This window comes from Microbacterium sp. bgisy189 (genome assembly GCF_057707225.1).
The window spans coordinates 18,333-43,341 of the sequence record NZ_JBYIPT010000010.1; the positions used below are offsets into that span (position 1 = coordinate 18,333).

Below are 25,009 nucleotides of genomic sequence, written 5' to 3' on the forward strand. Positions count from 1 at the left end.
CTGGCGTACTCCTCGCGGGAGGCCGTGCCGTCCCGCTCATGTATCTGGCGGCGCCGCTGCGGTGAGCTGGTGCCGCGAATGCCATCGGTCTGCAGGCGGCGCGAGGCGCGTCCTGCGTGGGCGCTGTGGGCCCGAAGTCTTCTGCGACGCGGTCCGCGGGCGTTCCCGCGGGGGTGGTCGAGGACCATTATCGCACTAAGACGCGCGGCGCGTGGGATTGGCCTCGGCCGAACGCTTCGTCACGGCGGCCCGCCGCCGGCCCGATGGGATAATCGGGGCCATGCCGACGCGCCTCTCCCACACCCGCCCGCGAGTTCTCGCGATCTGGTTGATCGTCGCCGGTGTGGTCGGCTGGATCGCAGCCTTCGTGCTGACCATCGAGAAGCTGCACGCCGCCGAGAATCCCGGCACCGCGGCCTCCTGCGACTTCAGCATCGTCGTGCAGTGCACCGAGAATCTCGGCTCCTGGCAGGGGGCCGTCTTCGGATTCCCGAACCCCCTGATCGGCCTCACGGCGTGGATGGCGCCCGTCGTCGTCGGGGCGGCGATTCTCGCCGGGGCGCGCTTCGCCCGTTGGTTCTGGCTACTGTTCTGGGCGGGGATGACATTCGCCGTCGGATTCGTGATCTGGCTGATCGGGCAGTCGGTGTACGACCTGCACACGCTCTGCCCGTGGTGCATGGTCACCTGGGCGGTCACGTTCCCGTCGTTCTATGCCGTCACACTGCACGTGCTCCGCTCGGGCGTTGTCCCGCTCCCCGCGAAGGCGCGCGCAACCGCAGACACCCTCATGGGGTGGATGCCGCTGTTGACGGTCGTGACCTATGCGGTCATCGCGCTGATCGCCCAGCTCGAGCTCGACTGGATCTCGTACCTCTAGCCGAACGCCCCGGAGTCGTTCGCGACGGCACTCCCTTTCGCCTCGCTGCGCTCGCCCAACCACCGGGGTGCGCCGGTGTTGGCCGTTGCGCGAGGAGCGCAGCGACGAGACGAAACGCATGGGCGCGATGGCGGACGGCGTTCTGGGCTCGCCGCGCTCGCTCAATGACCGGGAGCACCGTGCGGGGCGGACCGTTTCGTTTCGCTGTGCTCGCTCAACGACCCGGGATGGCGGGTGGGGTGCGTGTCGTCAGAAGGGTGGTGGATCGTCGGGCGACCGTGGCCTGGGTGGGTGGTTGGTTTCGGGTGTGAAGTGGACGCCGAGGACGGGTGGCTTGTCGATGTAGACCCTGCCGAGGGGGCTGGTCCATTCCAGGATCCCGCCGCCGTGTTGTCGGACTTTCCAGGCGGTGAACTGCTTCATCGAATGATGCCGTTGACACAAGTGCTCGAGGTTGCAGACCTCAGTGGGCCCGTCGTGGGCGTGGTCGATGGTGTGGTCCTGTTCGCACCTGACGGCGGGCTGCCGGCACCCGGGGAACCGGCAGTGCCGGTCACGGGCGCGGAGGAACCGGTCGATCGCTGCGGTCCGGTGGTAGGTGTCACAGTGGAGCACGGCCCCGGTGACCGGGTGGGTGATGACCCGTTCCCACGGCCCTTCCATGACGGTGGCGAGTTCGCGGGCGGTGGCGGGGTCGATGGGTGCGTGTCCGACGAGGTCTGCCGGTGCCCGGTCGTCGCCGAGGAGGGTGAGCGCGGGGACCAGGATCTGCACTCTGCCTCGGAGCGCACCCAGCACCCCGGGGCCGTCGTCGGTGCGAGTCGGATCCGCGCCGGGTGCGCCGGTCAGCAGCAGGTCCGTGAACACGTCCGCCCGGAGCTGATCCATCGTCCTCGTATCAGGCCCCAGGCGCAGGTCAGCGTCGCCGGTGTCGGTGTCTGTGTCGGTGGTGCCGGCCCCGTCCGTGTGGGCGCGGGTGCGACCGAACGCGTCCACCAGTTGGGGGTGTTTCGCGGCGTCTTTCACCGCGCGGGCTTGCTGGGTGAGGCGGTCGTAGATCCCATCGGCCAGCACCGACGGGACGATCGAAGTGACTTCCGACATCCCATCCCCGATCGGGGTGACACACACCCGCCGGGCCTCCCTCGCGTCGACATGCCGTTCCTGCAGGGTGCGGGGATGGAGGCGTTCTGCGAGGAGCCGGAGCTCATCGCGGATCCGGCCGGGTGTGTCGTCGACAGCGCGTTGCACCGCGTGCGTTTCGAACGCTGCGCGTTCCCCGGGTGGGATGATCGCACCGGTCTCCGCGATCACCCGCACATGCCCCTGCGTGATCGTGCCCTGCTCCCACGCGATCATCGTGACCGGGAACTGCTCCACCAGGTCGAGGGCCTGCCCGATCCTGGCTTGCACGGTCCGGTCCGTGACCCGCAACACCCCGGCCACCTCCGCCGCGATTCCGCGGAGCGCCATGTCATGATCCCGCACCGCCTGCGGCGACCCCGCAGCCTGCTTCCGCGCCAGGTCACCGGCAGCGGCCAGCGCCCGGGTCTGCCGGGACAGCACCTCGGTCAGGATCGCCTGGGTCTTCTCGATCTCCGCGACGATCTCGGCCAGGACGGCGGTCTCCCCGTCGCTGAACCCGATCACCCCGTTCGAAGACATGTTCGAATCATGTCACGGACCTCCGACACTCACGCCACGCTATCCACAAGGGATCTCGATACACCGCGGCTGCGCCGCGGCACTCGATCACCGGGAGTGCCGGCTGCGCCACGGCACTCGATCACCGGGAGTTTCCGGATCCGCCGGGGCGGGCGATCACGGGGTCGGCGGGGCGTTTCGACTCGCTACGCTCGCGGGGCGACAGGGTCTACGGCATGGGCCGGACGTCAGAACCAGATCGCGAGTTCGCGCGCCGCCGACTCCGGGCTGTCGCTGCCGTGCACGAGGTTCTGCTGCACCTTCAGTCCCCAGTCGCGGCCGAAGTCACCGCGGATGGTGCCAGGGGCGGCGGTGGTCGGGTCGGTGGTCCCGGCAAGTGAGCGGAATCCTTCGATGACGCGGTTGCCGGCGAGGCGGATCGCGACGGACGGTCCCGACATCATGAACTCGAGCAGCGGCTCGTAGAACGGCTTGCCGGCGTGCTCGGCGTAGTGCTGCTCGAGCACGTCGCGGTCCGGTTCGACCAGGCGGATGTCGACGAGCGCATAGCCCTTCGCCTCGATGCGGGCGAGGATCGCGCCGGTCAGGCCCCGAGCCACGCCGTCCGGCTTGACGAGGACGAGGGTCTGTTCGAGGGTCATGTCAGTCTCCGTTCGTGTCGGTCGCCGCCCGCGTCGCATTCGCGCGATCGAGGGCTGCGCCCTTGATCGTCGCATACGCGTACATGGCACCGAAAATCAGGGCGACCACCGCGAGTGCGGGCACGAGGAACGCGCCGGCGCCGACGACCAGTTGCCAGAACCATCCGAGCGCGATCCCCCAGCGGTACCGCACGAAGCGGCCGCTGACGATCATCAGCACCGCCAACACGCTGCCTGCGACGATCCCCCACCAGTCGGGGATCGGGTCGGGCAGCGCTGAGGTGCCATAGATCACGAGGCCCGCGAGGAACGCGACGATCGCCTCGAAGCCGAGCACGATCGACGTGAGGGACTCCTCGGCGCCCCGGCGACGGCGTGGGCGTGGGACGCGAGTCAACGACCCCACCCGCTCTTCCATTCCTCCGACTCGGCAAGAGTGACCGCTTCGCCGGCGAGTACGACGCTGCCGGCGATGATGACGGCGCGACGCTCTGACGACGAGGCCCACTCCCGGGCGGCGTCGGCGGCGTCTGCGAGACCCGGGTGCACGGTGACCGGCAGGCCGGCGGCCTCGACGAGGTCGGCGAGCGTGTCGGGGTCGGCCGCCCGCTCTGAGTCGGGGCCGGTGGCGAACACGTGCGTCGCGACGGGGGCGAGTGCGGCGAGGATGCCGTCGGCATCCTTGTCGCCGAGCACGCCGAGCACGACGCCCCATTCGTCGAAGTCGAACGAGGTGCGCAGTGCCTCCGCGAGGGCCCGCGCGCCGTGCGGGTTGTGCGCGCTGTCGGCGAGCACGGTCGGGGCGACACCCACCAGCTGCAGGCGACCGGGCGAGGTCACCTCGGCGAGGCCCTCGGTGAGCACGTCAGCGGCGAGCGGCTGGGTGCCACCGCCGATGAGCGATTCGACCGCGGCGATCGCCAGGGCGGCATTCTGCCCCTGGTGCGCGCCGTACAGCGGCAGGTACAGGTCGTCGTAGGTGCCGGCCAGGCCGCGCACCGACAGCTGCTGTCCGCCGACGGCCAGGTGCTGGGCGGTCACGCCGAAGTCGGTCGGAGCGACGGCGAGGGTCGCCTCCTGTACCGTCGCGGCGGCACGCAGCACGGACTCGGCCTCGGGCACCTGCGGCGCTGAGACGGCGGCCGCGCCGCGCTTGATGATCCCCGACTTCACTGTCGCGATCTCACCGATCGTGTCGCCGAGCCGGTCGGCGTGGTCGATGTCGATCGGCGCGAACACGGAGACGTCGCCGTCGGCCGTGTTCGTCGAGTCCCATGCGCCGCCCATGCCGACCTCGATCACCGCGACATCGACGGGCGCGTCGGCGAACGCGACGAAGGCGAGTACGGTCAGCAGTTCGAAGAAGGTCAGCGGTGCATCACCGGTGGCCGACAGTTCCTTGTCGACGAGGTCGACGAGCGGGGCGATCTCGTCCCACGCGTCGGCGACCGCGGCGTCGGCGATCGGCTCACCGTCGATCATGATGCGCTCGGTGAACCGCGCCAGGTGCGGGCTGGTGAACAGGCCGGTGCGCAGGCCGTGCGCGCGCACGAGGCTCTCGACGATGCGACTGGTCGAGGTCTTGCCGTTGGTGCCCGTGACGTGCACGACGCGGTAGGTGCGCTGCGGGTCGTCGAGCAGTTCGAGCACACGGCGGGTGCGCTCGACGCGCGGCTGCACCCATTGCTCCCCCTGGCGGGTCAGCAGGGCCGCGTACACGGCGTCGGCGCGAGCTTCGTCTTTCATCGGTTCTCCTCCTGCAGACGGGTGACGGTGACCGTCACGGCGCCGCGGTTCGCGTAGGTGCCGGCATCGACGACCGCCTCGTGCTCGACGGTGTCGGGCAGCTCGCCGGCAGACGCGAGCGTGCCGGACTCGGCGCGAACCACGTACGCGAGCGCAAGCGTCTCCCCCGCCACGTCGGCCGCCTCGAACCCTGCGGTCACGGACTCGGCGTCGGTGGTGTCGGCGAACTGCAGCCCGAGGGCGATGCGGTCACTCACGTCGAAGCCGGCGGCCTTGCGGGTGTCCTGCACGGCGCGCACGATGTCGCGCGCGAGCCCCTCGGCTTCGAGGTCGGGCGTCGTCGCCGTGTCGAGCAGCACGAAGCCGCCGTCGCTCAGCAGCGCGATCGCGGTGCCTTCTGCGACACCGCCGGCCTCCAGGGCGAGCTCGTACTCGCTCGGCTCAAGGCGGATGCCGTCGACGACGACGCCGTCGGCATCCTCGGTCCATAGCCCCGCCTTCGCGCCGGCGATGACGTGCTGCACCTGTTTGCCGAGACGCGGACCAGCCGCGCGCGCGTTGACGGTGAGCCTGCGGGTGATGCCGTACGACTCGGCGACGGATTCGTCGAGTTCGACGAGGTCGACCGACTTCACGTTCAGCTCGTCGCGCAGGATCTCGTCGAACTGCCCGAGCGCCGCCGCATCGGCGACCGCGACCGTGAGACGCGGCAGCGGCAGGCGGACTCGCTTGCCCTCGCGCTTGCGGAGCGCGTTGGCGACGGAGGACACCTCACGCACGGCATCCATCGCCGCGCGGATGTCGCCCGCGTGGGCGAACTCGGCGGCATCCGGCCAGTCCTCCAGGTGCACGCTGCGGCCACCGGTGAGGCCCTGCCACACGCGCTCGGTGATCAGCGGCAGCAGCGGCGCGGCGACGCGGGTGAGCGTCTCGAGCACGGTGTAGAGCGTGTCGAACGCCTCGGTGGATGCCGGGTCGTCGGTCACGCCGACCCAGAACCGGTCGCGGGAGCGGCGGATGTACCAGTTGGTCAGCGCCTCGGTGAACTCGCGCAGCTTCGCGGCGGCCATCGTGGAGTCGAGGGCTTGGAGGTCGGCCGCGACGTCGCGCACCAGGTCGCCGGTGAGCGCCAGGATGTACCGGTCGAGCACGTTCGTCGAGTCGGTGCGCCGGCGCGCGCGGTAGCCGCCGGAGGCGTTCGCGTACGTCGCGAAGAAGTACCACGCGTTCCACAGCGGCAACTGGAACTCGCGGACGCCCGCCCGGATGCCCTCTTCGGTGACGACGAGGTTGCCGCCGCGCAGCACCGACGAGCTCATGAGGAACCAGCGCATCGCGTCGGAACCGTCGCGGTCGAACACCTCGGAGACGTCCGGGTAGTTGCGCAGAGACTTCGACATCTTCTGTCCGTCGCTGCCCAGCACGATGCCGTGGCAGGCGACGCCGCTGAACGCGGGCCGGTCGAACAGCGCGGTCGACAGCACGTGCATGACGTAGAACCAGCCGCGCGTCTGCCCGATGTACTCGACGATGAAGTCGGCCGGCGCATGCGTGTCGAACCATTCGCGGTTGTCGAACGGGTAGTGCACCTGCGCGAACGGCATTGAGCCCGAGTCGAACCAGACGTCGAACACGTCCTCGATGCGGCGCATCGTGGACTGACCGGTCGGGTCGTCGGGGTTCGGTCTGGTCAGCTCGTCGATGTAGGGACGGTGCAGGTCGACCTCGCCTTGCTCGTTGCGCGGCAGCGCGCCGAAGTCACGCTCGAGGTCAGCCAGTGAACCGTACACGTCGACGCGCGGGTGCTCGGGGTCATCGCTCTTCCACACCGGGATCGGCGAACCCCAGAAGCGGTTGCGGCTGATCGACCAGTCGCGCGCACCCTCGAGCCACTTGCCGAACTGGCCGTGCTTGACATTCTCGGGCGCCCAGGTGATCTGGTCATTGTGCGCCAGCATCCGGTCCTTGATCTCGGTCACGCGCACGAACCAGCTCGAGACGGCCTTGTAGATGAGGGGGTTGCGGCACCGCCAGCAGTGCGGGTACGAGTGCTCGTAGCTCGCCTCGCGCAGCAGGCGTCCCTCCGTTTTCAGCAGGCGGATGAGGGGCCGGTTGGCGTCGAGCCACAGTTCGCCGGCGACGTCGGTGACGGGCGAGAGGAACCGTCCGCCGTCGTCGAGGCTCATGATGAGCGGGATGCCGGCGGCTGCCGTGACCCGCTGGTCGTCCTCACCGTAGGCGGGTGCCTGGTGCACGATGCCGGTGCCGTCGCCGGTGGTGACGTAGTCGTCGACCAGGATGCGCCAGGCGCGCTCGGTGCCCCACGTCTCGGCGTCGGCGTAGTAGTCGAACAGCGCGTCGTAGTGGACGTCTTCGAGGTCGGCGCCGCGCACTGTCTGCTCGACGGCGGCGTGCGCTGCCTCGGCATCCGGGTAGCCCAGGTCCTTCGCGTATCCGCCCAGCAGCGGCTCTGCCAACAGGTACCGGTGCGACTCCCCCTCGGCGCGGTCTGCGTGCACATCGGCGGCACCGGACGGTCCGCCGGGGACGACGACGTAGTCGATATCGGGGCCGACGGCGAGCGCGAGGTTTGTCGGCAGCGTCCACGGCGTCGTCGTCCAGGCGAGGGCACGCACACCGGTCAGGCCCAGCGTCTCCGCCTTCGCGCCGACGAGCGGGAAGGTGACGGTGACGGACGGGTCCTGGCGCATCTTGTAGACGTCGTCGTCCATGCGCAGCTCGTGGTTGCTGAGCGGCGTCTCGTCGCGCCAGCAGTACGGCAGCACGCGGTGCCCCTCGTAGGCGAGGTCCTTGTCGTAGAGCTCCTTGAAGGCCCAGAGCACCGACTCCATGAAGTTGGTGTCGAGCGTTTTGTAGCCGCGCTCGAAGTCGACCCAACGCGCCTGGCGGGTGACGTAGTCCTCCCACTCGCGGGTGTACTCCAGTACCGAAGACTTCGCCTTCGCGTTGAACGCGCCGATGCCCATCGCCTCGATCTCGCTCTTCTCGGTGATGCCGAGCTGCTTCATCGCCTCGAGCTCCGCCGGCAGGCCGTGCGTGTCCCAACCGAAGACCCGGTCGACCTTCTTGCCGCACATCGTCTGGAAGCGCGGGAAGAGGTCCTTCGCGTAGCCGGTGAGCAGGTGCCCGTAGTGCGGCAGCCCGTTGGCGAACGGTGGGCCGTCGTAGAAGACCCACTCGTCTGCGCCTTCGCGCTGCTCGATGGAGGCGCGGAAGGTGTCGTCGCGCTGCCAGAAGGCGAGGATGTCGCGCTCGACGTCGGGGAAGCGGGGGCTCGGGACGACGGGCTCGTCGGCGTTCAGCGGGTAGGTCATCGTTCTCTCGCAGGTCTCGTGTGCTCCTGCGAGGACGATCCTTCGACCGCGGTACCACCTCGCTTGCGTCCGGGGACGCCCCTCTCCGACGGCTGTGACGGGCCTGCCCCGCGCGGTTCTAATAGCGCCGGTGGTCGAGTGCCGCTGGAGGCGGTGTATCGAGACAGGCGCGTTCTTCCGCGAGCTCCCCGGTGATGGCCGGATCGGTGCTGATCGCTCCATCATACGCGTCGTGGGGGTGCCGCGTAGGGTCGTGGCATGGCACGTCGAGACGAACCAGCACCGCCGCGCGATTGCACCCCGGACCTGCCCGACGAACTCGACGAGGTCGCCTTCCTCGCTCCGCGGGAGGAGGTGTTCGCAGCCCGCGTCGCGGGACTGGAAGGTGCGGTGCGCGCCGCGCATGCCAGGCTCATCGAGACCGAGCTCGTGCAGCCGCAGGTCGAGGTGTTCGACCTCGTCGGTGCGACGCTCACTGACGTGCGTGTCGACGGCATCCGGGCGGTCTCGCTGACCTCCCGCGAGGGACGCTGGCACAACGTGGCGATCACGGGCGGGCGCATGGGCACGCTCGACCTCGGGCACGCCGAGATCGACGGCCTCACCCTCACCGGGCTGCGCCTGGACTACTGCTCGTTCGCCGGCGCCAAGGTCGCAGACCTCACGCTGCGCGACTGCACGATCGGTACGTGGGATCTCCCCCAGGCGACGCTGCGCCGCGCGCTCGTGGCCGACACCCGCGTCGACGAGGTCGACACCCGCGGACTGGATGCCGACGACACCGATCTGCGCGGCCTCGACGCCGCCGTGTTCACCGATCCGCGCGGCCTGCGCGGCGCGACCCTCACCTCGATGCAGGCGGCGCTGCACGCCGAGTCGTTCGCCGCGGTCCTCGGCATCCGCCTGGCCTGACCGCCCGGTAGACTCGGCGTCACAATCCACATTCAGGCACGCTCACACAGTGCCGCACATATCGCTCGAGGAGACACCCATGACCGATGCGCAGATTCCCGACAAGCCGGCTCTCGAAGGCCTCGAGCAGAAGTGGGATGCCGCGTGGGCGGCGCAGGGCACGTACCTGTTCGACCGCGACGCAGCGAAGGCAGGGGGCCGCGCCGGTGTCTTCTCCGTCGACACGCCTCCCCCGACCGCGTCGGGTTCGCTGCACATCGGCCACGTGTTCAGCTACACGCACACCGACGTGAAGGTGCGTTTCGAGCGCATGCGCGGCAAGACCGTGTTCTATCCGATGGGCTGGGACGACAACGGCCTGCCCACCGAGCGTCGCGTGCAGAACTACTACGGCGTGCGCTGCGACCCCTCGCTCCCCTACGACGCCGACTTCACCCCACCGTTCAACGGTGACGCGAAGAGCCTGAAGCCCGCCGACCAGGTGCCGATCAGCCGTCGCAACTTCATCGAGCTGTGCGAAGCGCTCACCGAAGAGGACGAGCAGCACTTCGAGAACCTGTTCCGCCAGCTCGGCCTGTCGGTCGACTGGACCCAGACATATCGCACGATCTCCGACGACACGATCCGCACGAGCCAGCTGGCGTTCCTGCGCAACGTCGAGCGCGGTGAGGCTTACCAGGCGCTCGCGCCGACGCTGTGGGACATCGATTTCCGTTCCGCGATCGCGCAGGCAGAGCTTGAAGACCGCGACCAGCAGGCTTCGTACCACCGCATCGCGTTCCACAAGAGCGATGGCTCCGGCGACATCCACATCGAATCGACCCGCCCCGAGTTGCTCGCCGCATGTGTCGCCCTCGTGGCCAACCCAGACGACGAGCGCTACCGCGGCCTGTTCGGCACGACGGTGCGCACGCCCCTGTTCGACGTCGAGGTGCCGATCCTCGCCCACCCCCTCGCCCAGCAGGACAAGGGCTCCGGCATCGCGATGGTCTGCACCTTCGGTGATGTGACCGACATCATCTGGTGGCGAGAGCTCGACCTGCCCAACCGCACGATCCTCGGCAAGGACGGCCGCGTGCTGGCCGAGATGCCCGAGGCGATCGTGTCGGATGCCGGTCGTGCGGCCTATGCGGAGCTCGTCGGCAAGACGGTGTTCACCGCGCGAAAGACGGTCGTGGAGCAGCTGCAGGGATCGGGCGAACTGCTCGAGGTCTCCAAGCCCTTCAGCCACCCGGTGAAGTTCTACGAGAAGGGCGACCGCCCCCTCGAGATCGTCTCGACCCGGCAGTGGTACGTGCGCAACGGCGCCCGCGACGAAGACCTGCGCGACACGCTCATCTCGCTCGGCAAGGGCATGGACTGGCACCCCGACTTCATGCGCGTGCGGTACGAGAACTGGGTCGGCGGTCTCACCGGCGACTGGCTCGTGTCGCGCCAGCGCTTCTTCGGCGTGCCGATCCCGGTCTGGTACGGCCTCGACGAGCACGGTGAGCGCGACTACGACCGCGTGCTGACCCCCGACCACGCGAGCCTGCCGATCGATCCGACCATCGACGTGCCTGCCGGTTACACGGCGGACCAGCGCGGTGTGCCGGGCGGGTTCGACGCCGAGCAGGACATCTTCGACACGTGGGCGACGTCGTCGCTGACCCCGCAGCTGGCGGGCGGCTGGCAGCGTGACGACGAGCTCTGGAACCTCGTCGCACCCTTCGACGTGCGCCCGCAGGGCCAGGACATCATCCGCACCTGGCTGTTCTCGACGATGCTGCGCTCGGCGCTCGAAGACGGCCGTGCGCCGTGGACGGATGCCGCGATCTCGGGCTTCATCGTCGACCCCGACCGCAAGAAGATGTCGAAGTCGAAGGGCAACGTCGTCACCCCCGCCGACATCCTCGCGGGGCACGGTACGGATGCGGTGCGCTATTGGTCGGCCTCCAGCCGCCTCGGCGCAGACGCCGCCTTCGACCCGCAGAACCCGACGCAGGTCAAGATCGGCCGGCGCCTGGCGATCAAGGTGCTCAACGCGGCCAAGTTCGTGCTGTCGTTCCCGGTGCCGGAGGGCGCGCAGATCACGCACGCGCTCGACGCGTCGATGCTCGCGACGCTCGACCAGGTCGTCCGCGACGCGACGAAGGCGTTCGAGGCGTACGACCACGCCCGGGCGCTGGAGCTGACCGAAGCGTTCTTCTGGACCTTCTGCGACGACTACCTCGAGCTCGTCAAGGAGCGCGCCTACAACCAGACTGACGCGGGCCAGGCCTCCGCCGCCCTGGCGCTGCGCCTCGCGCTGTCGACGCTGCTGCGCCTGCTCGCCCCCGTGCTCGCGTTCGCGGCTGAAGAGGCGTGGTCGTGGTTCGAGGAGGGGTCGGTGCACACCTCCGCGTGGCCGACCCCGCTCGAGATCGAGGGCGACCCGGCGGTGCTGACTGCCGTGAGCGCCGCGCTCATCGGCATCCGTCGTGCCAAGACCGAGGCGAAGGCGTCGCAGAAGACCCCGGTGGACACGCTCACGGTCGCCGCGCCGGCCGCAGTGCTGGATGCCGTGCGCTCGGCCGAGGGCGACCTCAAGGCGGTCGGGCGCATCGCCGATATCGCATACGCCGACGCCGACACGCTCACCGTCAGCGACGTCGTGCTGGCGCCGCAGGAGGCATGATGCAGCTCGGCACGCGGTGGAGCATCGGCGCGGACATCCCGCGCGCGGTGCCCGCCGCGCTGCATCCGCACATCCGCGCCGTCGAGGCCGAGTGCGATGACCCACAGGCGCGCTGGACGCTCACCTTCCTCGAGGGGCGCGCAATCGCCGACCTCGATGTCGGTGTGCTCGTCGAGCAGCAGGCCGACGGGACGGTCACGGTGCGCGAGGACCTCGACGAGTTCTAGGTCCAGTCGAAGGTCAGCACCGCGAGCCGGCGAATCGTCACCTGCCCGATCGGACCGGTGTCCGCCGACGTCGGCACGTATGACACCGAGGAGAGACTGTCGCCGGCGATACCCACGCGGCTGAGCCTAGTCGTCGTGATCGGGCACCGCGTCGGCGCCCGCCTCACGCGTCCCGACGACGAGCAGTCGCGAGGCGATGAGCGCAGCGATCACCGCGATCGCGCCCCCGATGACGAACGGCGCGCGCAGGTCCCAGCGGCCGACGAGCCCGCCCAGCACGGTGGCGACGGGAAAGAGCCCCCACGTGAGCGTCCGGATGACGCCGAGGACCCGTCCGAAGATCTCCGGTGGCACGATCTGCTGGCGCAGGCTCCCCCACGGCACGTTCCACACCGATACGGCAGCGGCCGACACCGAGAACGCGGCGACCGCGAGCCACACGTTGGGAGCGAGGCCGGTGACGGCCATGGCGGTGCCCGAGACGAGGATCGCCGACAGCATGATGCGACCGCGGCCGAAGCGGGCGACCAGTCGGGAGGCGACGAGGGATCCGCCCAGTGCGCCGAGCCCGATGGCGGCGGTGAGGAAGCCGATCGCCGCGACCGGCACATCCATCGTCTCCAGGAAGAACAGGATGATGACCGCTTGCGCGAACGACAGGCAGGAACCGATCACCGAGGTGAACAGGACCATGGCGCGCAGGTAGCGGTGTCGCCAGAGGTAGCGAAGGGCCTCGCGGACGGGAATGCGCGCCGCGGCGACCGCAACCGGCTGCGCGGTCGCACCGACGGCGATGTCCGGGGCATTCGATGCGACCGCGCGCGCCGGATGCGGTAGATGCCGGGCCGCGGCGGCAGGCAGCAGCAGCGCGAGCACGATCGGGGCGATGTACCCGACGGCGCCGCACCACAGCGGTAGGCCCAGCGAGACCGCGAACAGCACGCCGGCGATGGGGGTCGCGACGAAGCTGTCGATCGTGATCTGGGCCGCCTGCATCCACCCGTTCGCACGGTCGAGCTGGCTGCGGCGCACGACGCCCGGGATGACGGCGTTCGTCGCGTTGTCGAAGAGCGTCTCGCCGAGCCCGAAGACGAGCGTGGCGGCGAACAGCGCCGTCAGCGAAAGGTCGCCGCCGACGGCGAGGATCGCCAGCCACAGGGCGACGCCGCCGCGGATCGTGTTGGCGAGGGCCATGAGCACCCGGCGGTCGAACCGGTCGACGAGCATTCCGGCGGGGAGGCCGAACAGCAGCCATGGGACGAATGCGAGCGCGCCGATGACGGAGATCGCCAGCGGATCTGTGGTCAGGGTGGTCGCCGCGAGCGGTACGGCGGTGCGGCCGAGCCCGTCGGCGAGGTTGCTGAAGGCGGCCGCGGTCCAGAGCTTGCCGAAGTCGCGCCCGAGCGGGGTCTTCGCGCGCGTCACGGTGGTCGTCATCGCGGCAGGATGCCGCTGCGATGCGCGGCGCCGCGCGTCTGCAATGCGTCGTCACCGTCGTCGCGACGACGACCGGAACGCCGGGCGATGCGCCGTTCGACAAGCGCTTCCGACGCGGCCGCTGCGCGCAGCAGCACGCTCTCGAAGACGGTCGGCGCCGGGCGGCACGCGGCGGTGGCGAGGGTTGCGGTGGTCATTGGGGGTCTCCTTCGTGCACGTCTTCCGCGTCTTCGGCGGGCTCAAGCGGGAACATGTCCGCGCGCACGGTGATCGGCCGCACGTCCGGCCCGGTCTGGTCGCGGTACGTTGTGGCCGCCTCGTCGAGCAGCGCCGAGAACTTGAGGGCGAGTTCGCGCAGCTGCGGTGCGGTCATGCGCACCGTGGTCGTGGAGAGCATCGCTGCCTCCTGCCACTCTTCCGGCTCCACGTCGTAGGCGTGTGCGAGGTAGTCCGCGAGCTGCCGGTGCCGGCGATCGAAGTAGGACGACATGACCACCTGGCTGGCGGCGCGACCGGCGGGGGTCTTCATCGCCTCGGGGTTGGCGAACGAAACGCTGCCCCGCGGACGCTCCCACCACCGTTCTCGGGCGGTGCCGCGACCCTCGACCTCTTGGATGAGGTCGTGTTTGGCGAGCGCGCGCAGGTGGTAGCTCGTGACACCGGACGACTCGCCCAGCCGGGCGGCGAGCGAACTGGCCGTCTGCGGACCGAGCTGCGACAGGATGTCGTAGATCTCGACGCGGATCGGATGCGCCAGCGCCTTCAACGCGCCCGGGTCGAGGATGCGCACATGGGCGAACGGGTCGCGGGGTTCGTCGGTCGTCATGTTCCAAAGATATCTTTGCAAAGACACATATGCAAGCATTTCTTTGCATCGGTCGACGCCTGGGCTCTAGGCTGGCGTGATGACGGATGCTTCGAACCCGCTGCTCAGCCCGACCACCCTCCCCTACGGACTCCCCGACTACCGTCTCATCCGTCCCGAGCACTACCTACCGGCATTCGAGGAGGCCTTCGCGCAGCACCGTGCCGAGATCGGCGCGATTACGCGGGTGCGATCGGCGCCGACATTCGAGAACACGCTCGTGGCGTGGGAGGAGTCGGGCGCGTTGCTGAACCAGGTCGCCCGCACCTTCTACACGGTGTCCTCCGCCGACGCGACCGACGAGATCCAGCAGATCGAAGAGACGCTCGCGCCGCTCATGTCGGCCCACCAGGACGCCATCCAACTCGACAGCGCCCTCTACGCACGCGTGCGCACCGTCTACGAAGCGCGCGACACGCTCGGGCTGAAGGGCGAGGACCGGCACCTCGTCGAACGACGCCACACCGAGATGACCCACGCGGGTGCCGCCCTCGACGACGCGCAGAAGGCGCGGCTGACCGAGCTCAATCAGCGTCTGTCGGTGCTGACGACGACGTTCGAGAAGCACCTGCTCGCCGACACCAACGATCTGGCCGTCGTCTTCGAGGACGCCGCGGAACTCGCGGGACTGACTGAGGGCGAGCTGTCCGCGGCGGCGGCAGCGGCCCGCTCCCGCGGCGTCGACGGCTACGTCGTCTCGCTGACGCTGTTCACAGGGCATCCCCACCTGTCGTCGCTGACCTCGCGCGAGAGCCGCCGTCGACTGCTCGACGCGTCGCGCAGTCGCGGGTCGCGCGGCAACGCGAACGACAACCGTGAGGTGCTGCTCGAGATCGTGCGGCTGCGGGCCGAACGGGCAGAGCTGCTCGGGTACGCCTCGCACGCCGCCTACATCACGAGCGACGAAACGGCCGGCTCCCCCGAAGCCGTCCACGCGCTGCTGCGCCGCCTCGCCGCCCCCGCTGCGGCGAACGCGCGACGCGAGCAGGCGGCGCTGCAGGCGATCATCGACGCCGGCGCCGAGCCGTTCCCGCTCGAGGCGCACGACTGGGCGTTTTACACCGAGAAGGTGCGCCAGGCCGAGTACGACCTCGATCGCACGGCGCTTCGCCCCTGGTTCGAAGCCGAGCGCGTGCTGCAGGACGGCGTCTTCCGCGCGGCGAGCGAGCTGTACGGCGTGACGTTCTCCGAGCGCGACGACCTGCCCGGATACCACCCCGATACCCGGGTGTTCGAGCTGCACAACCCTGACGGCAGCGAGCTCGGCCTGTACGTGCTCGACCTCTACACTCGCGACACCAAGCGCGGCGGTGCGTGGATGAACTCGATCGTCGACCAGAACGCGTTGCGTGGCACGCGACCGGTCGTCGTGAACAACCTGAATGTGCCGCAGCCGTCGCCGGGCAGCCCCACGCTGCTCACCCTCGATGAGGTGACGACGCTGTTCCACGAGTTCGGCCACGCGCTGCACGGCCTGTTCGCGACGGTCACCTACCCGCACTTCGCTGGTACGGCGGTGTTCCGCGACTTCGTCGAGTTCCCCAGCCAGGTCAACGAGATGTGGATCTACTGGCCCGAGATCCTCACCGCCTACGCGCGCCACATCGACACCGACGAGCCCCTGCCGGCAGCGGTCGTGGAGAAGCTGCGCGCATCCGAGGTGTTCAATCAGGGATTCGCCACCAGCGAGTACCTCGCGGCCGCGTGGCTCGATCAGGCGTGGCACTCCTTGTCCGCCGCGGAGGCGGCCGCGGTGACCGACGTCGCCGCGTTCGAAGCGGCGGCCCTCGCCGACATCGGCCTGGACAACCCCGTCGTGCCGACGCGCTACTCGTCGACTTACTTCGCGCACGTGTTCAGCGGCGGATACAGCGCGGGGTACTACTCGTACATCTGGAGCGAGGTGCTCGACGCCGACACTGTGGAGTGGTTCCATGAGAACGGCGGGCTGACGCGCGCAGGCGGCGACCGGTTCCGGGAACGGCTGCTGGGCGTGGGCGGATCGAAGGATCCGCTCGAGGCCTACCGCGACTTCCGGGGGCGCGATGCCGACATCGCGCCGCTGCTGGCCCGCCGCGGACTCGATTCCTGACCAGAACGGACGTGACCATGCTCGCCGACACCCCCTATGGTCCCGCGGACGACTTGGACCTCGCTCCCCTGCCGCTGGCGGCGGTGCGCCACGACGGTGTCACGATCGCCGACCTGACGCGCCTGTTCGATGCGGGCTTCGGGGCTCTGGGTGCTGCGGCCGCAGGCGGCGTCGTCACCCCGATCGGACCGGCCGTCGCGATCTATCACGGTGACCCGATGGCGACGTTCGACCTCGAGATCGCGTTCCCTGTCGCGACGCCGCTGACCGATCCCCTGCCCGGTGAGGGCGGCGTGCTCATCACGCCGTCATCCCTGCCCGCCGGCGCCGCGGTCGCGACGACGCACATCGGCTCCTACGACGGGCTGGGCAGCGGATGGGGCGGTCTCGTGGATCGCGCAGCGCAGCGCGGGATCCATCCCGCCGGCACTTGGATCGAGGTCTATGTGTCGGACCCGACAGACACACCGGCCGACGAACTGCGCACCGACCTCATCATGCCGACGGCGGTGTGACCGCGTAGACGACGCGGGCGAACTGCCCGACCGCCTTCGCCGAGACCAGTCGCAACCGGTCGGATTCGACGCGACGCGGCAGCAGTGGCGCCCCGCCGGTGAGCAGCACCGGGGCGATCGAGACGGCGATCTCGTCGAGCGCACCGGCGTCGACGAATTGGCCCGCGAGGTCTCCCCCGCCGACCACCCAGATGTCCTTCTCTCCCGCCGCCGCGCGCAGCTGCGGCAAAGCGTCTGCGACGTTGCCGCGGAGGAAGGTCACATCGGCTCCGTCGGGTACCGGGAGGTCGCGGTTGGTGAACACGAATGTCGGCCGATCGCCGTGGAAGTCATGCCACTTCTCAGGATGGTTCAGGATGTCGGATTCGGCGAGCACCCACTCGTAGGTCGTGGAGCCCTCGACCAGCACGCCCGCGTTGGTCGGCAGCACTTCGTCGTCCGGCGTCGTGCCGCCGTCGACGGCGAACAACCACGCGAGGGAGTTCTGCTCGTCGGCGATCCAGCCGTTGATCGTCGTCGCAGTGTCGAAGATGATGCGTCCCATGCCGGCCACCCTATGCGGGGGTTCGGACAGGGAACGGCTCAGGCGCTCTTGCGCTTCTGGCGGAGGACGAGCGTCGGTGCCGCACCGTCAGTGACCGATGCCCGGGTGACGATCACCTTGTCGACGTCTTCGGTCGACGGGATCTCGAACATGATCGGCCCGAGCACTTCTTCGAGGATGGCGCGCAGTCCGCGAGCGCCCGTCTTGCGCTCCATGGCGAGGTCGGCGATCGCACGGAGCGCATCGTCTTCGAACTCGAGCTCCACGCCGTCGAGCTGGAACATGCGCTGGTACTGCTTGACGAACGCGTTCTTCGGCCCGGTGAGGATCTGGATGAGCGCATCCTGCCCGAGCGGTGAGACCGCAGTGACGACCGGCAGACGGCCGATGAACTCGGGGATCAGACCGAACTTGTGCAGGTCTTCGGGCTGCACCTCGCTGAAGAGTTCGAGATCCTGACCCTTGTCGTGCAGCGGGGCGCCGAAGCCGACGCCGTGCTTGCCCACGCGCGACGAGATGATCTCTTCAAGGCCTGCGAAGGCACCGGCGACGATGAACAAGACGTTCGTCGTGTCGATCTGGATGAACTCCTGGTGCGGGTGCTTGCGCCCGCCCTGCGGCGGCACCGAGGCGACGGTGCCCTCGAGGATCTTCAGGAGCGCCTGCTGCACGCCCTCCCCCGACACGTCGCGGGTGATGGAGGGGTTCTCCGCCTTGCGGGCGATCTTGTCGACCTCGTCGATGTAGATGATGCCCGTCTCTGCCCGCTTCACATCGAAGTCGGCTGCCTGCAGGAGCTTCAAGAGGATGTTCTCGACATCCTCACCCACGTAGCCAGCCTCGGTGAGGGCGGTGGCGTCGGCGACGGCGAACGGCACGTTGAGGCGCTTTGCGAGCGTCTGCGCGAGGTAGGTCTTGCCGCAACCGGTCGGCCCGAGCAGCAGGATGTTGCTCTTCGCGATCTCGACCTCTTCGGCGCGCTGCTCTGCGGGCTGGATGACGGTGTGCGCACGCACGCGCTTGTAGTGGTTGTAGACGGCGACGGAGAGGGCGCGCTTGGCGGCATCCTGCCCGACGACGTACTCCTCGAGGAACGAGAAGATCTCGCGCGGCTTCGGGAGGTCGAATTCGGCGACGGCGCCGTCGGCCGATTCGGCCATGCGCTCTTCGATGATCTCGTTGCACAGCTCAACGCACTCGTCGCAGATGTAGACGCCGGGGCCCGCGATCAACTGCTGGACCTGCTTCTGGCTCTTTCCACAGAAGGAGCATTTGAACAGGTCGGCGCTCTCACCGATGCGAGCCATGCACTCCTCCTTGGTGTTCCGACGTTCGCCGGTCGTGCGGTGCACCTCCGAGCCTAACCTCAGACACCGACACTTCTGTGGATTGTGGCCGGTTCGCCGCACTCCGCACACGCGAACGCCCCCACCGGATGGCGGGGGCGTTTGCGTGTGCGGATCAGGAAGCGATCGAGGCCTGCTGCCGCTTGCGCGACGTGAGCACCTGGTCGACGATGCCGTACTCGAGCGCGTCGTTCGCCGACAGGATCTTGTCGCGGTCGATGTCCTTGTGGACCTCCTCCTGCGACTTCTTCGTGTGACGCGCCATGGTCTCCTCCAGCCACGTGCGCATGCGCAGGATCTCGGCAGCCTGGATCTCGATGTCGGATGCCTGACCGTGCCCGGCCTCACCGACGGCGGGCTGGTGCATGAGGATCCGGGCATTCGGCAGCGCGAGGCGCTTGCCGGGAGCGCCGGCCGCGAGCAGCACCGACGCAGCGGAGGCCGCCTGTCCGAGCACGACCGTCTGGATCTGCGGCGAGACGTATTGCATCGTGTCGTAGATCGCCGTCATGGCGGTGAAGGAGCCACCGGGCGAATTGATGTACATGACGATGTCTCGGTCGGGGTCCTGGCTCTCGAGCACGAGCAGCTGCGCCATGACGTCATCGGCCGAGGCGTCGTCGACCTGCACGCCCAAGAAGATCACGCGGTCCTCGAACAGCTTGTTGTACGGGTCCTGGCGCTTGTAGCCGTATGCCGTGCGCTCTTCGAACTGCGGCAGGATGTAGCGGCTCGAGGGCAGCTGCACGCCACCTGCGGCTCCGGGCATCGCGAAGGATGGGGTGTTCATCGTGAGGGTCCTCCGGTTCAGTTCTCGGTGCCGCCGCCACCGATGACATCGGTGGCGGATTCGCGGATGTGGTCGACGAAGCCGTACTCGAGGGCTTCGTCGGCGGTGAACCAGCGGTCGCGGTCACCGTCGGCGTTGACCTGCTCGACGGACTTGCCGGTCTGGGCCGCGGTGATCTCGGCCAGACGCTTCTTCATGTCGAGGATGAGCTGCGCCTGCGTCTGGATGTCGCTCGCGGTGCCACCGAACCCGCCGTGCGGCTGGTGCAGCAGGACGCGGGCGTTCGGCGTGATGTACCGCTTGCCCTTGGTGCCGCTCGTCAGCAGCAGCTGGCCCATGGAGGCCGCCATGCCGATGCCGACGGTGACGATGTCGTTCGGCACGAACTGCATCGTGTCGTAGATCGCCATACCCGCCGTGATCGAGCCGCCGGGCGAATTGATGTAGAGGTAGATGTCCTTCTCGGAGTCCTCGGCGGCGAGCAGGAGGATCTTCGCGCAGATCTCGTTCGCGTTCTCGTCGCGCACCTCCGACCCGAGCCAGATGATGCGGTCCTTGAGCAGTCTGTCGAAGACGCTCTGAGCCATGAGGGGTTCAGCCATGGGTGCTCCCGTTCCGATGTGTCGTTCACCGACGAATCTACCGACGCGGCGACGAGCCACCGGCCGTGTTCGCCGTCGGCGGAGTGCGTGGCGCGGCCGGGCGGATGGTGGGAACGACGAAGGGCGGATGCCGCAGCATCCGCCCTTCGTTCGATGGGATCACTCCGCGTCGGCAGCCTTCTTCGCGGGAGCCTTCTTGGCGGCCGGATTCTTGGCCGGAGCCTTCTTCTCGGCCGGTGCGTCGGCGTCGTCGGCCTTCTTGGCCGGGGCCTTCTTGGCGGCGGGCTTCTTCGCGGGAGCCTTCTTCTCGGCCGGTGCGTCGGCGTCGTCGGCCTTCTTGGCGGGGGCCTTCTTCGCAGCGGGCTTCTTCGCGGGCTTCTCGGCGGGCGCCTCCTCGGCGCCCTCTTCAGCCTCGTCCTCGACGGCGACGAAGCCGGTCAGGTCGACGGGCTTGCCGGCGGTGTCGACGACGGTGACCTTGCCCAGCGCAACGGCGATCGCCTTGTTGCGCGCGACCTCGCCGATCATGAGCGGCAGCTGGCCACCCTGCTGCAGCGCATCGACGAACTCCTGCGGAGCCATGCCGTACTGCTGCGAGGACTGGATGAGGTACTGGGTGAGCTCGTCCTGCGAGACCTGCACCTTGTGTGCCTCGGCGATCTTGTCGAGGATCATCTGCGTGCGGAACTGCTTCTCGCTCGCCTCGGTGACCTCGGCGCGGTGCTCGTCGTCCTCGAGACGGCCTTCGCCCTCGAGGTGGGCGTGCACCTCGTCCTCGACCAGCTGCGCCGGCACGGGGATGTCGGTCTGCTCGATGAAGGCCTCGATGAGCTTGTCGCGCGCGGCGTTGCCCTGCGCGAACACGCCCTGCTGCGAGACGCGCTCGACGAGGCTCTCGCGCAGCTCCGCGATGGTGTCGAACTCGCTCGCGATCTGCGCGAAGTCGTCGTCGGCCTCGGGCAGCTCGCGCTCCTTGACGGCCTTGACGGTGACCGAGACTTCGGCCTCTTCACCGGCGTGGTCGCCGCCGACGAGCTTCGAGCGGAAGGTGGTGTCCTCGCCGGCGGTCAGCGAGTCGATGGCCTCGTCGATGCCCTCGAGCAGTTCGCCCGAGCCGACCTCGTACGAGACGCCCTCGGCACGGTCGATCTCGTTGCCGTCGATCGTGGCGACGAGGTCGAGCTCCACGAAGTCGCCGGTGGCGGCCGGGCGGTCGACGGTCACGAGGGTGCCGAAGCGCCCGCGCAGGCGGTCGAGCTCCTCATCCACGGCGGCGTCGTCGGTCTCGACAGCGTCGACGGTGAGGGTGATCTTGTCGTAGGAGGGCAGTTCGAACTCGGGTCGGACGTCGACCTCGACCTCGACCTTGAGGTCGCCCGAGAAGTCCTTCTCGTTGGGCCACTCGACGACCTCGGCCGACGGGCGGCCGACGATGCGAACCTCGTTGGCCTGGACGGCTTCACGATAGAAGGTGTCGAGGCCTTCGCTGACGGCGTGCTCGATGACGGCGCCGCGACCGATGCGCTGGTCGATGATCGGAGCGGGGACCTTGCCCTTGCGGAAGCCGGGGATCTGCACGTCCTTCGCGATGTGCTCGTACGCGTGGGCGATGCTGGGCTTCAGCTCGTCCGGGGTGACCGTGATGTGCAGCTTGACCCGGGTGGGGCTGAGCGTCTCGACGGTGCTCGTGACCATGCTCTTGGTTCTCCTTGTGGATGCGTCCGCGCGCGAGCGCGCACGGTCGGTCTTCGGTCTTGGGGGGTCGTTGTCGGGGCGACAGGATTTGAACCTGCGGCCTCCCGCTCCCAAAGCGGGCGCTCTACCAAGCTGAGCTACGCCCCGGGCGCGCACGAGGCGAGCGCCGAAAAACGGCCATTGGTCAGTCTAGCCGACAACGCCCTGTAGACTCGTCAGGATGCCGCAGCGCATGCTGCTGCGGGGGTGTAGCTCAATGGTAGAGTCTCAGTCTTCCAAACTGATTGCGCGGGTTCGATTCCCGTCACCCCCTCCAATGTCCCGATGTGCACCCGCAGGGTGTGCAGCGGGACATTCGTGTTGATGCGAATCGAACCCTTGGGTGGGCCCACGCCGCCCGAGGCTCCGCGCGCCGCGCAGCGGCGTGTGGAGTGGCGGTGGGGACGATTCCCGTCACCCCCTCCAATGTCCTCACGTTCGGCAGCAGGCCGGGCGGGAGGACTTTCGTGTGGGGGAACGAGGGATTGACCACGGCTGCGAGTCCCTGATTCCAGCGTGAGTCGGACGTTCACCGCGGTGGGACTCATCGCGGAATGCCGGACTCACCGCCCGGCGACCATCGCGGGATCAGCCGAGCAGCGACGGCCGCTCCCCTGGTCGTCCCTCGATCGCGCGGATGAGCGTGTCGGAGTCGAACGGGCCCTTGTGCCGCTTGCCGTTGACGAAGAACGTCGGTGTGCCGCTGATGTCCATGATCTCGGCATCGAGCCGGTCGTCCTCGATGCGGTGGGCGACTTCGGGCGAGTCGAAGTCCTCAGCGAATCGGTCCATGTCGAGCCCGAGATGTGAGGCGTGGTCGAAGAGATCCTCGCGCCCGAGCCGATCCTGGTTGTTGAACAGGCAGGTGTACATCTCGGGGAACCTGCCCTGGCGGGCTGCCGCCTCGACGGCCTGCGCCGCCTGCTGCGCGTGCGGGTGCGGCCCGTCGAGCGGCAGATGCCGCCATGCGATGCGGATGTCGTCGCCGAAATGCGCGAAGACGGCATCCACAGACCCTGTCGCGCGGCTGCAGAACGGGCACTCGAAGTCGCCGTACTCCACCAGCGAGTACTTCGCGTCGGCGGGTCCGCGCACGTGGTCGCGTTCCATGTCGATCGGGCGTGCGAGCACGGCGCCGACCGGACGCGGCGGGCGGATGCGGTCGCCGATCGTGATGACGACCCAGCCCAGCACGAAGGCGATGACGGATGCCGCGAGCACGGCGATGCGGGCGATGTCCTGCGTGTCGTGGTCTTCGATGGCGATCGGCACGATGAACAGCGAGATCGTGAAGCCGATGCCCGACAGGGCCGCTCCCCCGGCGACGCGGTTGAGGCCGAGCCCGGGCGCGAGCGTGCCCTTGCGCAGCGCCACCATCGCCGCGGTCACTCCGGTAATGCCGATGAACTTGCCCAGGACGAGGCCGACGATGATCGCCCATGCCAACGGTGAGGCGACCGCTGCGGCGAGCGTGTCGCCGGTGATGCGCACGCCGGCGTTGGCGAGGGCGAACAGCGGGAGCACGAGGAAGGACACGTACGGTCGCCAGCTCTCGTCGATCCGTTCGTTCAGCGAGAGCGATTGCCGGAGGCTGCGCGTCACCGCCCGCGCGTACCCGGGACTCGGCGACTCGCGGAACGCCCGGGTCAGATCGGCGGTTCGCTCCACCTGGGCGCGACGCGGGGCGAAGACCGGAATGATGAGCGCGACGGCGACGCCGGCGAGTGTCGCGTGGATCCCCGACATGTCGACCGCTGCCCACAGTGCGACACCGATCACGAGGTACGCCGCACCCTGACCTGCGGGCAGGTAGCGCACGGCGACCAGCGCAGCCATCAAGAGCACCGCGACGACGAGTGGCCAGACGGCGAGGCCCGAGCTGTAGAAGACGCCGATGACGAGCAGCGCGCCGACATCGTCGATGACCGCGAGGGTGAGCAGGAACACCCGCAACCGCGCCGGGAAGCGCGGCGAGATGATCGCGAGCGCACCCAGCAGGAACGCGGTGTCGGTCGAGATCACGATGCCCCAGGCGTCGGCCTCGTCGGTGCGGCCGGCGATCAGCACGAAGAGCAGTGCGGGCACGACCAGCCCGGCCACGGCCGCCGCGATCGGCACGATGGCACGGGAGCGGTCGGTCAGCTCACCCAACAGGAGCTCGCGTTTGACCTCGAGCCCGATGAGGAAGAAGAACAGCGTCATCAACAGGTCGTTCACGAGCTCGTGCAACGTGAAGTGCAGCTGGAAGTCACCAGCCACCAGTTCGATGGGGAGCTCCCAGAACTCCTCATAGGCGTGCAACGGCCCGACGTTCGCCCACAGCAGTGCGATCGCGACGCCGACGAGCATGAGCGCCGCCGAGACCTGATCGTTCGACAGATTCTTCTTCTTCGCGTGGATGCGTGCTTGGAGCGTCGGCTGCACCTCGCCGCTCACGCGTCGGCCGCCCCGGCGTGCGCCGACGAGTGCTCACGGTAGATCTGCGCGTTGCGAAGGATGCCGGCACGTTCGTCGTCGGTGAGCGCCCGGCGTACCTTGGCCGGCACGCCCGCGACGAGCGAGCCGTCGGGAATCTCCGCGCCCTCGAGGACGACGGCACCGCCGGCGATGAGGCACCCCGCGCCGATGCGTGCGCCGGAGAGGACGACGCTCCCCATGCCGATGAGCGACCCGTCGCCGATGACGCACCCGTGCACGACGGCGTTGTGGCCGACGGAGACATCGCGGCCGATGACGACGGGATGGCCGGCATCCACGTGCACCGACACGTTGTCCTGCAGGTTGCTGCCTCGTCCGAGCGTGATGGGGGCGCTGTCGCCGCGGACGACCGCGTTGTACCAGACGCTGGATCCCTCTTCCAGGGTGACCTCGCCGACCAGGCGCGCACCCGACGCGACGAAGCTCGTCTCGTGCAGGTGTGGCGTCTTCCCGCCGACGGTGAGGATGCGGGCGTCGTCGGCGATCGTCATGAGCTGAGCCTAACCTTGCCGGGCGGAAAAGGCCCGGTAAGCCGAGCCTTTGC

21 protein-coding genes and 2 tRNA genes are annotated in these 25,009 nt (G+C 68.9%); 7 read left to right on the plus strand and 16 right to left on the minus strand.

Translation table 11 applies throughout. The annotated features are described in order from the left end of the window. The first annotated feature begins 280 nt into the window (after positions 1-280). On the plus strand, positions 281-880 hold the full coding sequence (locus tag AC3ENX_RS12225) for a vitamin K epoxide reductase family protein (protein WP_434812153.1): 600 nt from the start codon (positions 281-283) through the stop codon (positions 878-880). Between the two features lie 249 nt (positions 881-1,129). On the opposite strand, the gene AC3ENX_RS12230 is transcribed toward AC3ENX_RS12225, so the two are convergent. The 5 genes from AC3ENX_RS12230 to ileS form a co-directional block, all read right to left on the minus strand. Further along, complete coding sequence (locus tag AC3ENX_RS12230) at positions 1,130-2,545, minus strand: HNH endonuclease signature motif containing protein (protein ID WP_434812154.1); 1,416 nt, start codon at positions 2,543-2,545, stop codon at positions 1,130-1,132. A 227-nt stretch (positions 2,546-2,772) separates the two neighbouring features. Further along, a complete protein-coding gene (gene ndk, locus AC3ENX_RS12235) occupies positions 2,773-3,186 on the minus strand; it encodes a nucleoside-diphosphate kinase (protein WP_434812155.1) in 414 nt (137 codons plus the stop codon). A gap of 1 nt (position 3,187) precedes the next feature. Continuing rightward, a complete protein-coding gene (locus tag AC3ENX_RS12240) occupies positions 3,188-3,592 on the minus strand; it encodes a DUF4233 domain-containing protein (protein ID WP_434812156.1) in 405 nt (134 codons plus the stop codon). Further along, positions 3,580-4,932: a bifunctional folylpolyglutamate synthase/dihydrofolate synthase gene (locus AC3ENX_RS12245; protein WP_434812157.1), complete on the minus strand. Its 1,353-nt coding sequence runs from the start codon at positions 4,930-4,932 to the stop codon at positions 3,580-3,582. The genes AC3ENX_RS12240 and AC3ENX_RS12245 overlap by 13 nt, the downstream gene beginning before the upstream one ends. Beyond that, positions 4,929-8,267, minus strand: a complete 3,339-nt coding sequence (gene ileS, locus AC3ENX_RS12250) for an isoleucine--tRNA ligase (RefSeq protein ID WP_434812158.1) — start codon at positions 8,265-8,267, stop codon at positions 4,929-4,931. Before ileS ends, AC3ENX_RS12245 begins: the two co-directional genes overlap by 4 nt. A gap of 258 nt (positions 8,268-8,525) precedes the next feature. Between ileS and AC3ENX_RS12255 the strand changes: the two genes are divergently transcribed. From AC3ENX_RS12255 to AC3ENX_RS12265, 3 genes are all read left to right on the plus strand, one after another. Then, positions 8,526-9,179, plus strand: coding sequence for a hypothetical protein (locus AC3ENX_RS12255; RefSeq protein WP_434812159.1), 654 nt, complete (start codon positions 8,526-8,528; stop codon positions 9,177-9,179). 79 nt (positions 9,180-9,258) lie between these two features. Next, positions 9,259-11,835: a valine--tRNA ligase gene (gene valS / locus AC3ENX_RS12260; protein WP_434812160.1), complete on the plus strand. Its 2,577-nt coding sequence runs from the start codon at positions 9,259-9,261 to the stop codon at positions 11,833-11,835. Next, positions 11,835-12,062 carry a hypothetical protein gene (locus tag AC3ENX_RS12265; protein WP_488184914.1) on the plus strand — a complete coding sequence of 76 codons (228 nt, stop codon included), beginning with the start codon at positions 11,835-11,837 and terminating at the stop codon, positions 12,060-12,062. The genes valS and AC3ENX_RS12265 overlap by 1 nt, the downstream gene beginning before the upstream one ends. 126 nt (positions 12,063-12,188) lie before the next feature. Here AC3ENX_RS12265 and AC3ENX_RS12270 read toward each other — a convergent pair whose 3' ends face one another. From AC3ENX_RS12270 to AC3ENX_RS12280, 3 genes are read right to left on the minus strand one after another with little or no spacing between them, the layout of a single operon-like run. After that, positions 12,189-13,499, minus strand: a complete 1,311-nt coding sequence (locus AC3ENX_RS12270) for an MFS transporter (protein WP_434812162.1) — start codon at positions 13,497-13,499, stop codon at positions 12,189-12,191. After that, complete coding sequence (locus AC3ENX_RS12275) at positions 13,496-13,696, minus strand: hypothetical protein (protein ID WP_434812163.1); 201 nt, start codon at positions 13,694-13,696, stop codon at positions 13,496-13,498. Before AC3ENX_RS12275 ends, AC3ENX_RS12270 begins: the two co-directional genes overlap by 4 nt. Further along, positions 13,693-14,325 carry a helix-turn-helix domain-containing protein gene (locus AC3ENX_RS12280; protein WP_434812164.1) on the minus strand — a complete coding sequence of 211 codons (633 nt, stop codon included), beginning with the start codon at positions 14,323-14,325 and terminating at the stop codon, positions 13,693-13,695. The genes AC3ENX_RS12275 and AC3ENX_RS12280 overlap by 4 nt, the downstream gene beginning before the upstream one ends. 79 nt (positions 14,326-14,404) lie before the next feature. On the opposite strand from AC3ENX_RS12280, the gene AC3ENX_RS12285 reads away from it, so the two are divergent. Both AC3ENX_RS12285 and AC3ENX_RS12290 read left to right on the plus strand, forming a co-directional pair. Beyond that, a complete protein-coding gene (locus AC3ENX_RS12285; RefSeq protein ID WP_434812165.1) occupies positions 14,405-16,456 on the plus strand; it encodes a M3 family metallopeptidase in 2,052 nt (683 codons plus the stop codon). Between the two features lie 17 nt (positions 16,457-16,473). Then, positions 16,474-16,971, plus strand: a complete 498-nt coding sequence (locus AC3ENX_RS12290) for a GyrI-like domain-containing protein (protein ID WP_434812224.1) — start codon at positions 16,474-16,476, stop codon at positions 16,969-16,971. On the opposite strand, the gene AC3ENX_RS12295 is transcribed toward AC3ENX_RS12290, so the two are convergent. The 6 genes from AC3ENX_RS12295 to AC3ENX_RS12320 form a co-directional block, all read right to left on the minus strand. Continuing rightward, positions 16,952-17,515, minus strand: a complete 564-nt coding sequence (locus AC3ENX_RS12295) for a dihydrofolate reductase family protein (RefSeq protein WP_434812166.1) — start codon at positions 17,513-17,515, stop codon at positions 16,952-16,954. The two genes, AC3ENX_RS12290 and AC3ENX_RS12295, sit on opposite strands and share 20 nt — an antisense overlap. A 38-nt stretch (positions 17,516-17,553) precedes the next feature. Then, on the minus strand, positions 17,554-18,822 hold the full coding sequence (gene clpX / locus AC3ENX_RS12300; RefSeq protein ID WP_434812167.1) for an ATP-dependent Clp protease ATP-binding subunit ClpX: 1,269 nt from the start codon (positions 18,820-18,822) through the stop codon (positions 17,554-17,556). A 154-nt stretch (positions 18,823-18,976) separates the two neighbouring features. Then, positions 18,977-19,651: an ATP-dependent Clp protease proteolytic subunit gene (locus AC3ENX_RS12305; RefSeq protein ID WP_434812168.1), complete on the minus strand. Its 675-nt coding sequence runs from the start codon at positions 19,649-19,651 to the stop codon at positions 18,977-18,979. Positions 19,652-19,668: 17 nt separating this feature from the next. Beyond that, positions 19,669-20,253, minus strand: coding sequence for an ATP-dependent Clp protease proteolytic subunit (locus tag AC3ENX_RS12310; RefSeq protein ID WP_434812169.1), 585 nt, complete (start codon positions 20,251-20,253; stop codon positions 19,669-19,671). Between the two features lie 159 nt (positions 20,254-20,412). Next, a complete protein-coding gene (gene tig / locus AC3ENX_RS12315; protein WP_434812170.1) occupies positions 20,413-21,948 on the minus strand; it encodes a trigger factor in 1,536 nt (511 codons plus the stop codon). Positions 21,949-22,021: 73 nt separating this feature from the next. After that, positions 22,022-22,095 (minus strand) — tRNA-Pro (locus AC3ENX_RS12320). Positions 22,096-22,190: 95 nt separating this feature from the next. Between AC3ENX_RS12320 and AC3ENX_RS12325 the strand changes: the two genes are divergently transcribed. Then, positions 22,191-22,264, plus strand: a tRNA-Gly gene (locus tag AC3ENX_RS12325). Between the two features lie 311 nt (positions 22,265-22,575). Here the strand turns inward: AC3ENX_RS12325 and nhaA are convergent. Continuing rightward, positions 22,576-24,423: a Na+/H+ antiporter NhaA gene (nhaA, locus tag AC3ENX_RS12330; protein WP_434812171.1), complete on the minus strand. Its 1,848-nt coding sequence runs from the start codon at positions 24,421-24,423 to the stop codon at positions 22,576-22,578. After that, entirely contained in the window at positions 24,420-24,956 is a 537-nt protein-coding gene (locus tag AC3ENX_RS12335; protein ID WP_434812172.1) for a gamma carbonic anhydrase family protein, read from the minus strand. The genes nhaA and AC3ENX_RS12335 overlap by 4 nt, the downstream gene beginning before the upstream one ends. Positions 24,957-25,009 lie beyond the last annotated feature (53 nt).

What these genes read in the sequence shown, in the direction of transcription:
- AC3ENX_RS12225 (WP_434812153.1), top strand. Translation starts at nt 281, where the DNA reads ATGCCGACGCGCCTCTCCCACACCCGCCCGCGAGTTCTCGCGATCTGG.
- AC3ENX_RS12230 (WP_434812154.1), bottom strand. Translation starts at nt 2,545, where the DNA reads ATGTCTTCGAACGGGGTGATCGGGTTCAGCGACGGGGAGACCGCCGTC.
- ndk (WP_434812155.1), bottom strand. Translation starts at nt 3,186, where the DNA reads ATGACCCTCGAACAGACCCTCGTCCTCGTCAAGCCGGACGGCGTGGCT.
- AC3ENX_RS12245 (WP_434812157.1), bottom strand. Translation starts at nt 4,932, where the DNA reads ATGAAAGACGAAGCTCGCGCCGACGCCGTGTACGCGGCCCTGCTGACC.
- ileS (WP_434812158.1), bottom strand. Translation starts at nt 8,267, where the DNA reads ATGACCTACCCGCTGAACGCCGACGAGCCCGTCGTCCCGAGCCCCCGC.
- AC3ENX_RS12255 (WP_434812159.1), top strand. Translation starts at nt 8,526, where the DNA reads ATGGCACGTCGAGACGAACCAGCACCGCCGCGCGATTGCACCCCGGAC.
- valS (WP_434812160.1), top strand. Translation starts at nt 9,259, where the DNA reads ATGACCGATGCGCAGATTCCCGACAAGCCGGCTCTCGAAGGCCTCGAG.
- AC3ENX_RS12265 (WP_488184914.1), top strand. Translation starts at nt 11,835, where the DNA reads ATGCAGCTCGGCACGCGGTGGAGCATCGGCGCGGACATCCCGCGCGCG.
- AC3ENX_RS12270 (WP_434812162.1), bottom strand. Translation starts at nt 13,499, where the DNA reads ATGACGACCACCGTGACGCGCGCGAAGACCCCGCTCGGGCGCGACTTC.
- AC3ENX_RS12275 (WP_434812163.1), bottom strand. Translation starts at nt 13,696, where the DNA reads ATGACCACCGCAACCCTCGCCACCGCCGCGTGCCGCCCGGCGCCGACC.
- AC3ENX_RS12280 (WP_434812164.1), bottom strand. Translation starts at nt 14,325, where the DNA reads ATGACGACCGACGAACCCCGCGACCCGTTCGCCCATGTGCGCATCCTC.
- AC3ENX_RS12285 (WP_434812165.1), top strand. Translation starts at nt 14,405, where the DNA reads ATGACGGATGCTTCGAACCCGCTGCTCAGCCCGACCACCCTCCCCTAC.
- AC3ENX_RS12290 (WP_434812224.1), top strand. Translation starts at nt 16,474, where the DNA reads ATGCTCGCCGACACCCCCTATGGTCCCGCGGACGACTTGGACCTCGCT.
- AC3ENX_RS12295 (WP_434812166.1), bottom strand. Translation starts at nt 17,515, where the DNA reads ATGGGACGCATCATCTTCGACACTGCGACGACGATCAACGGCTGGATC.
- clpX (WP_434812167.1), bottom strand. Translation starts at nt 18,822, where the DNA reads ATGGCTCGCATCGGTGAGAGCGCCGACCTGTTCAAATGCTCCTTCTGT.
- AC3ENX_RS12305 (WP_434812168.1), bottom strand. Translation starts at nt 19,651, where the DNA reads ATGAACACCCCATCCTTCGCGATGCCCGGAGCCGCAGGTGGCGTGCAG.
- AC3ENX_RS12310 (WP_434812169.1), bottom strand. Translation starts at nt 20,253, where the DNA reads ATGGCTGAACCCCTCATGGCTCAGAGCGTCTTCGACAGACTGCTCAAG.
- tig (WP_434812170.1), bottom strand. Translation starts at nt 21,948, where the DNA reads ATGGTCACGAGCACCGTCGAGACGCTCAGCCCCACCCGGGTCAAGCTG.
- AC3ENX_RS12335 (WP_434812172.1), bottom strand. Translation starts at nt 24,956, where the DNA reads ATGACGATCGCCGACGACGCCCGCATCCTCACCGTCGGCGGGAAGACG.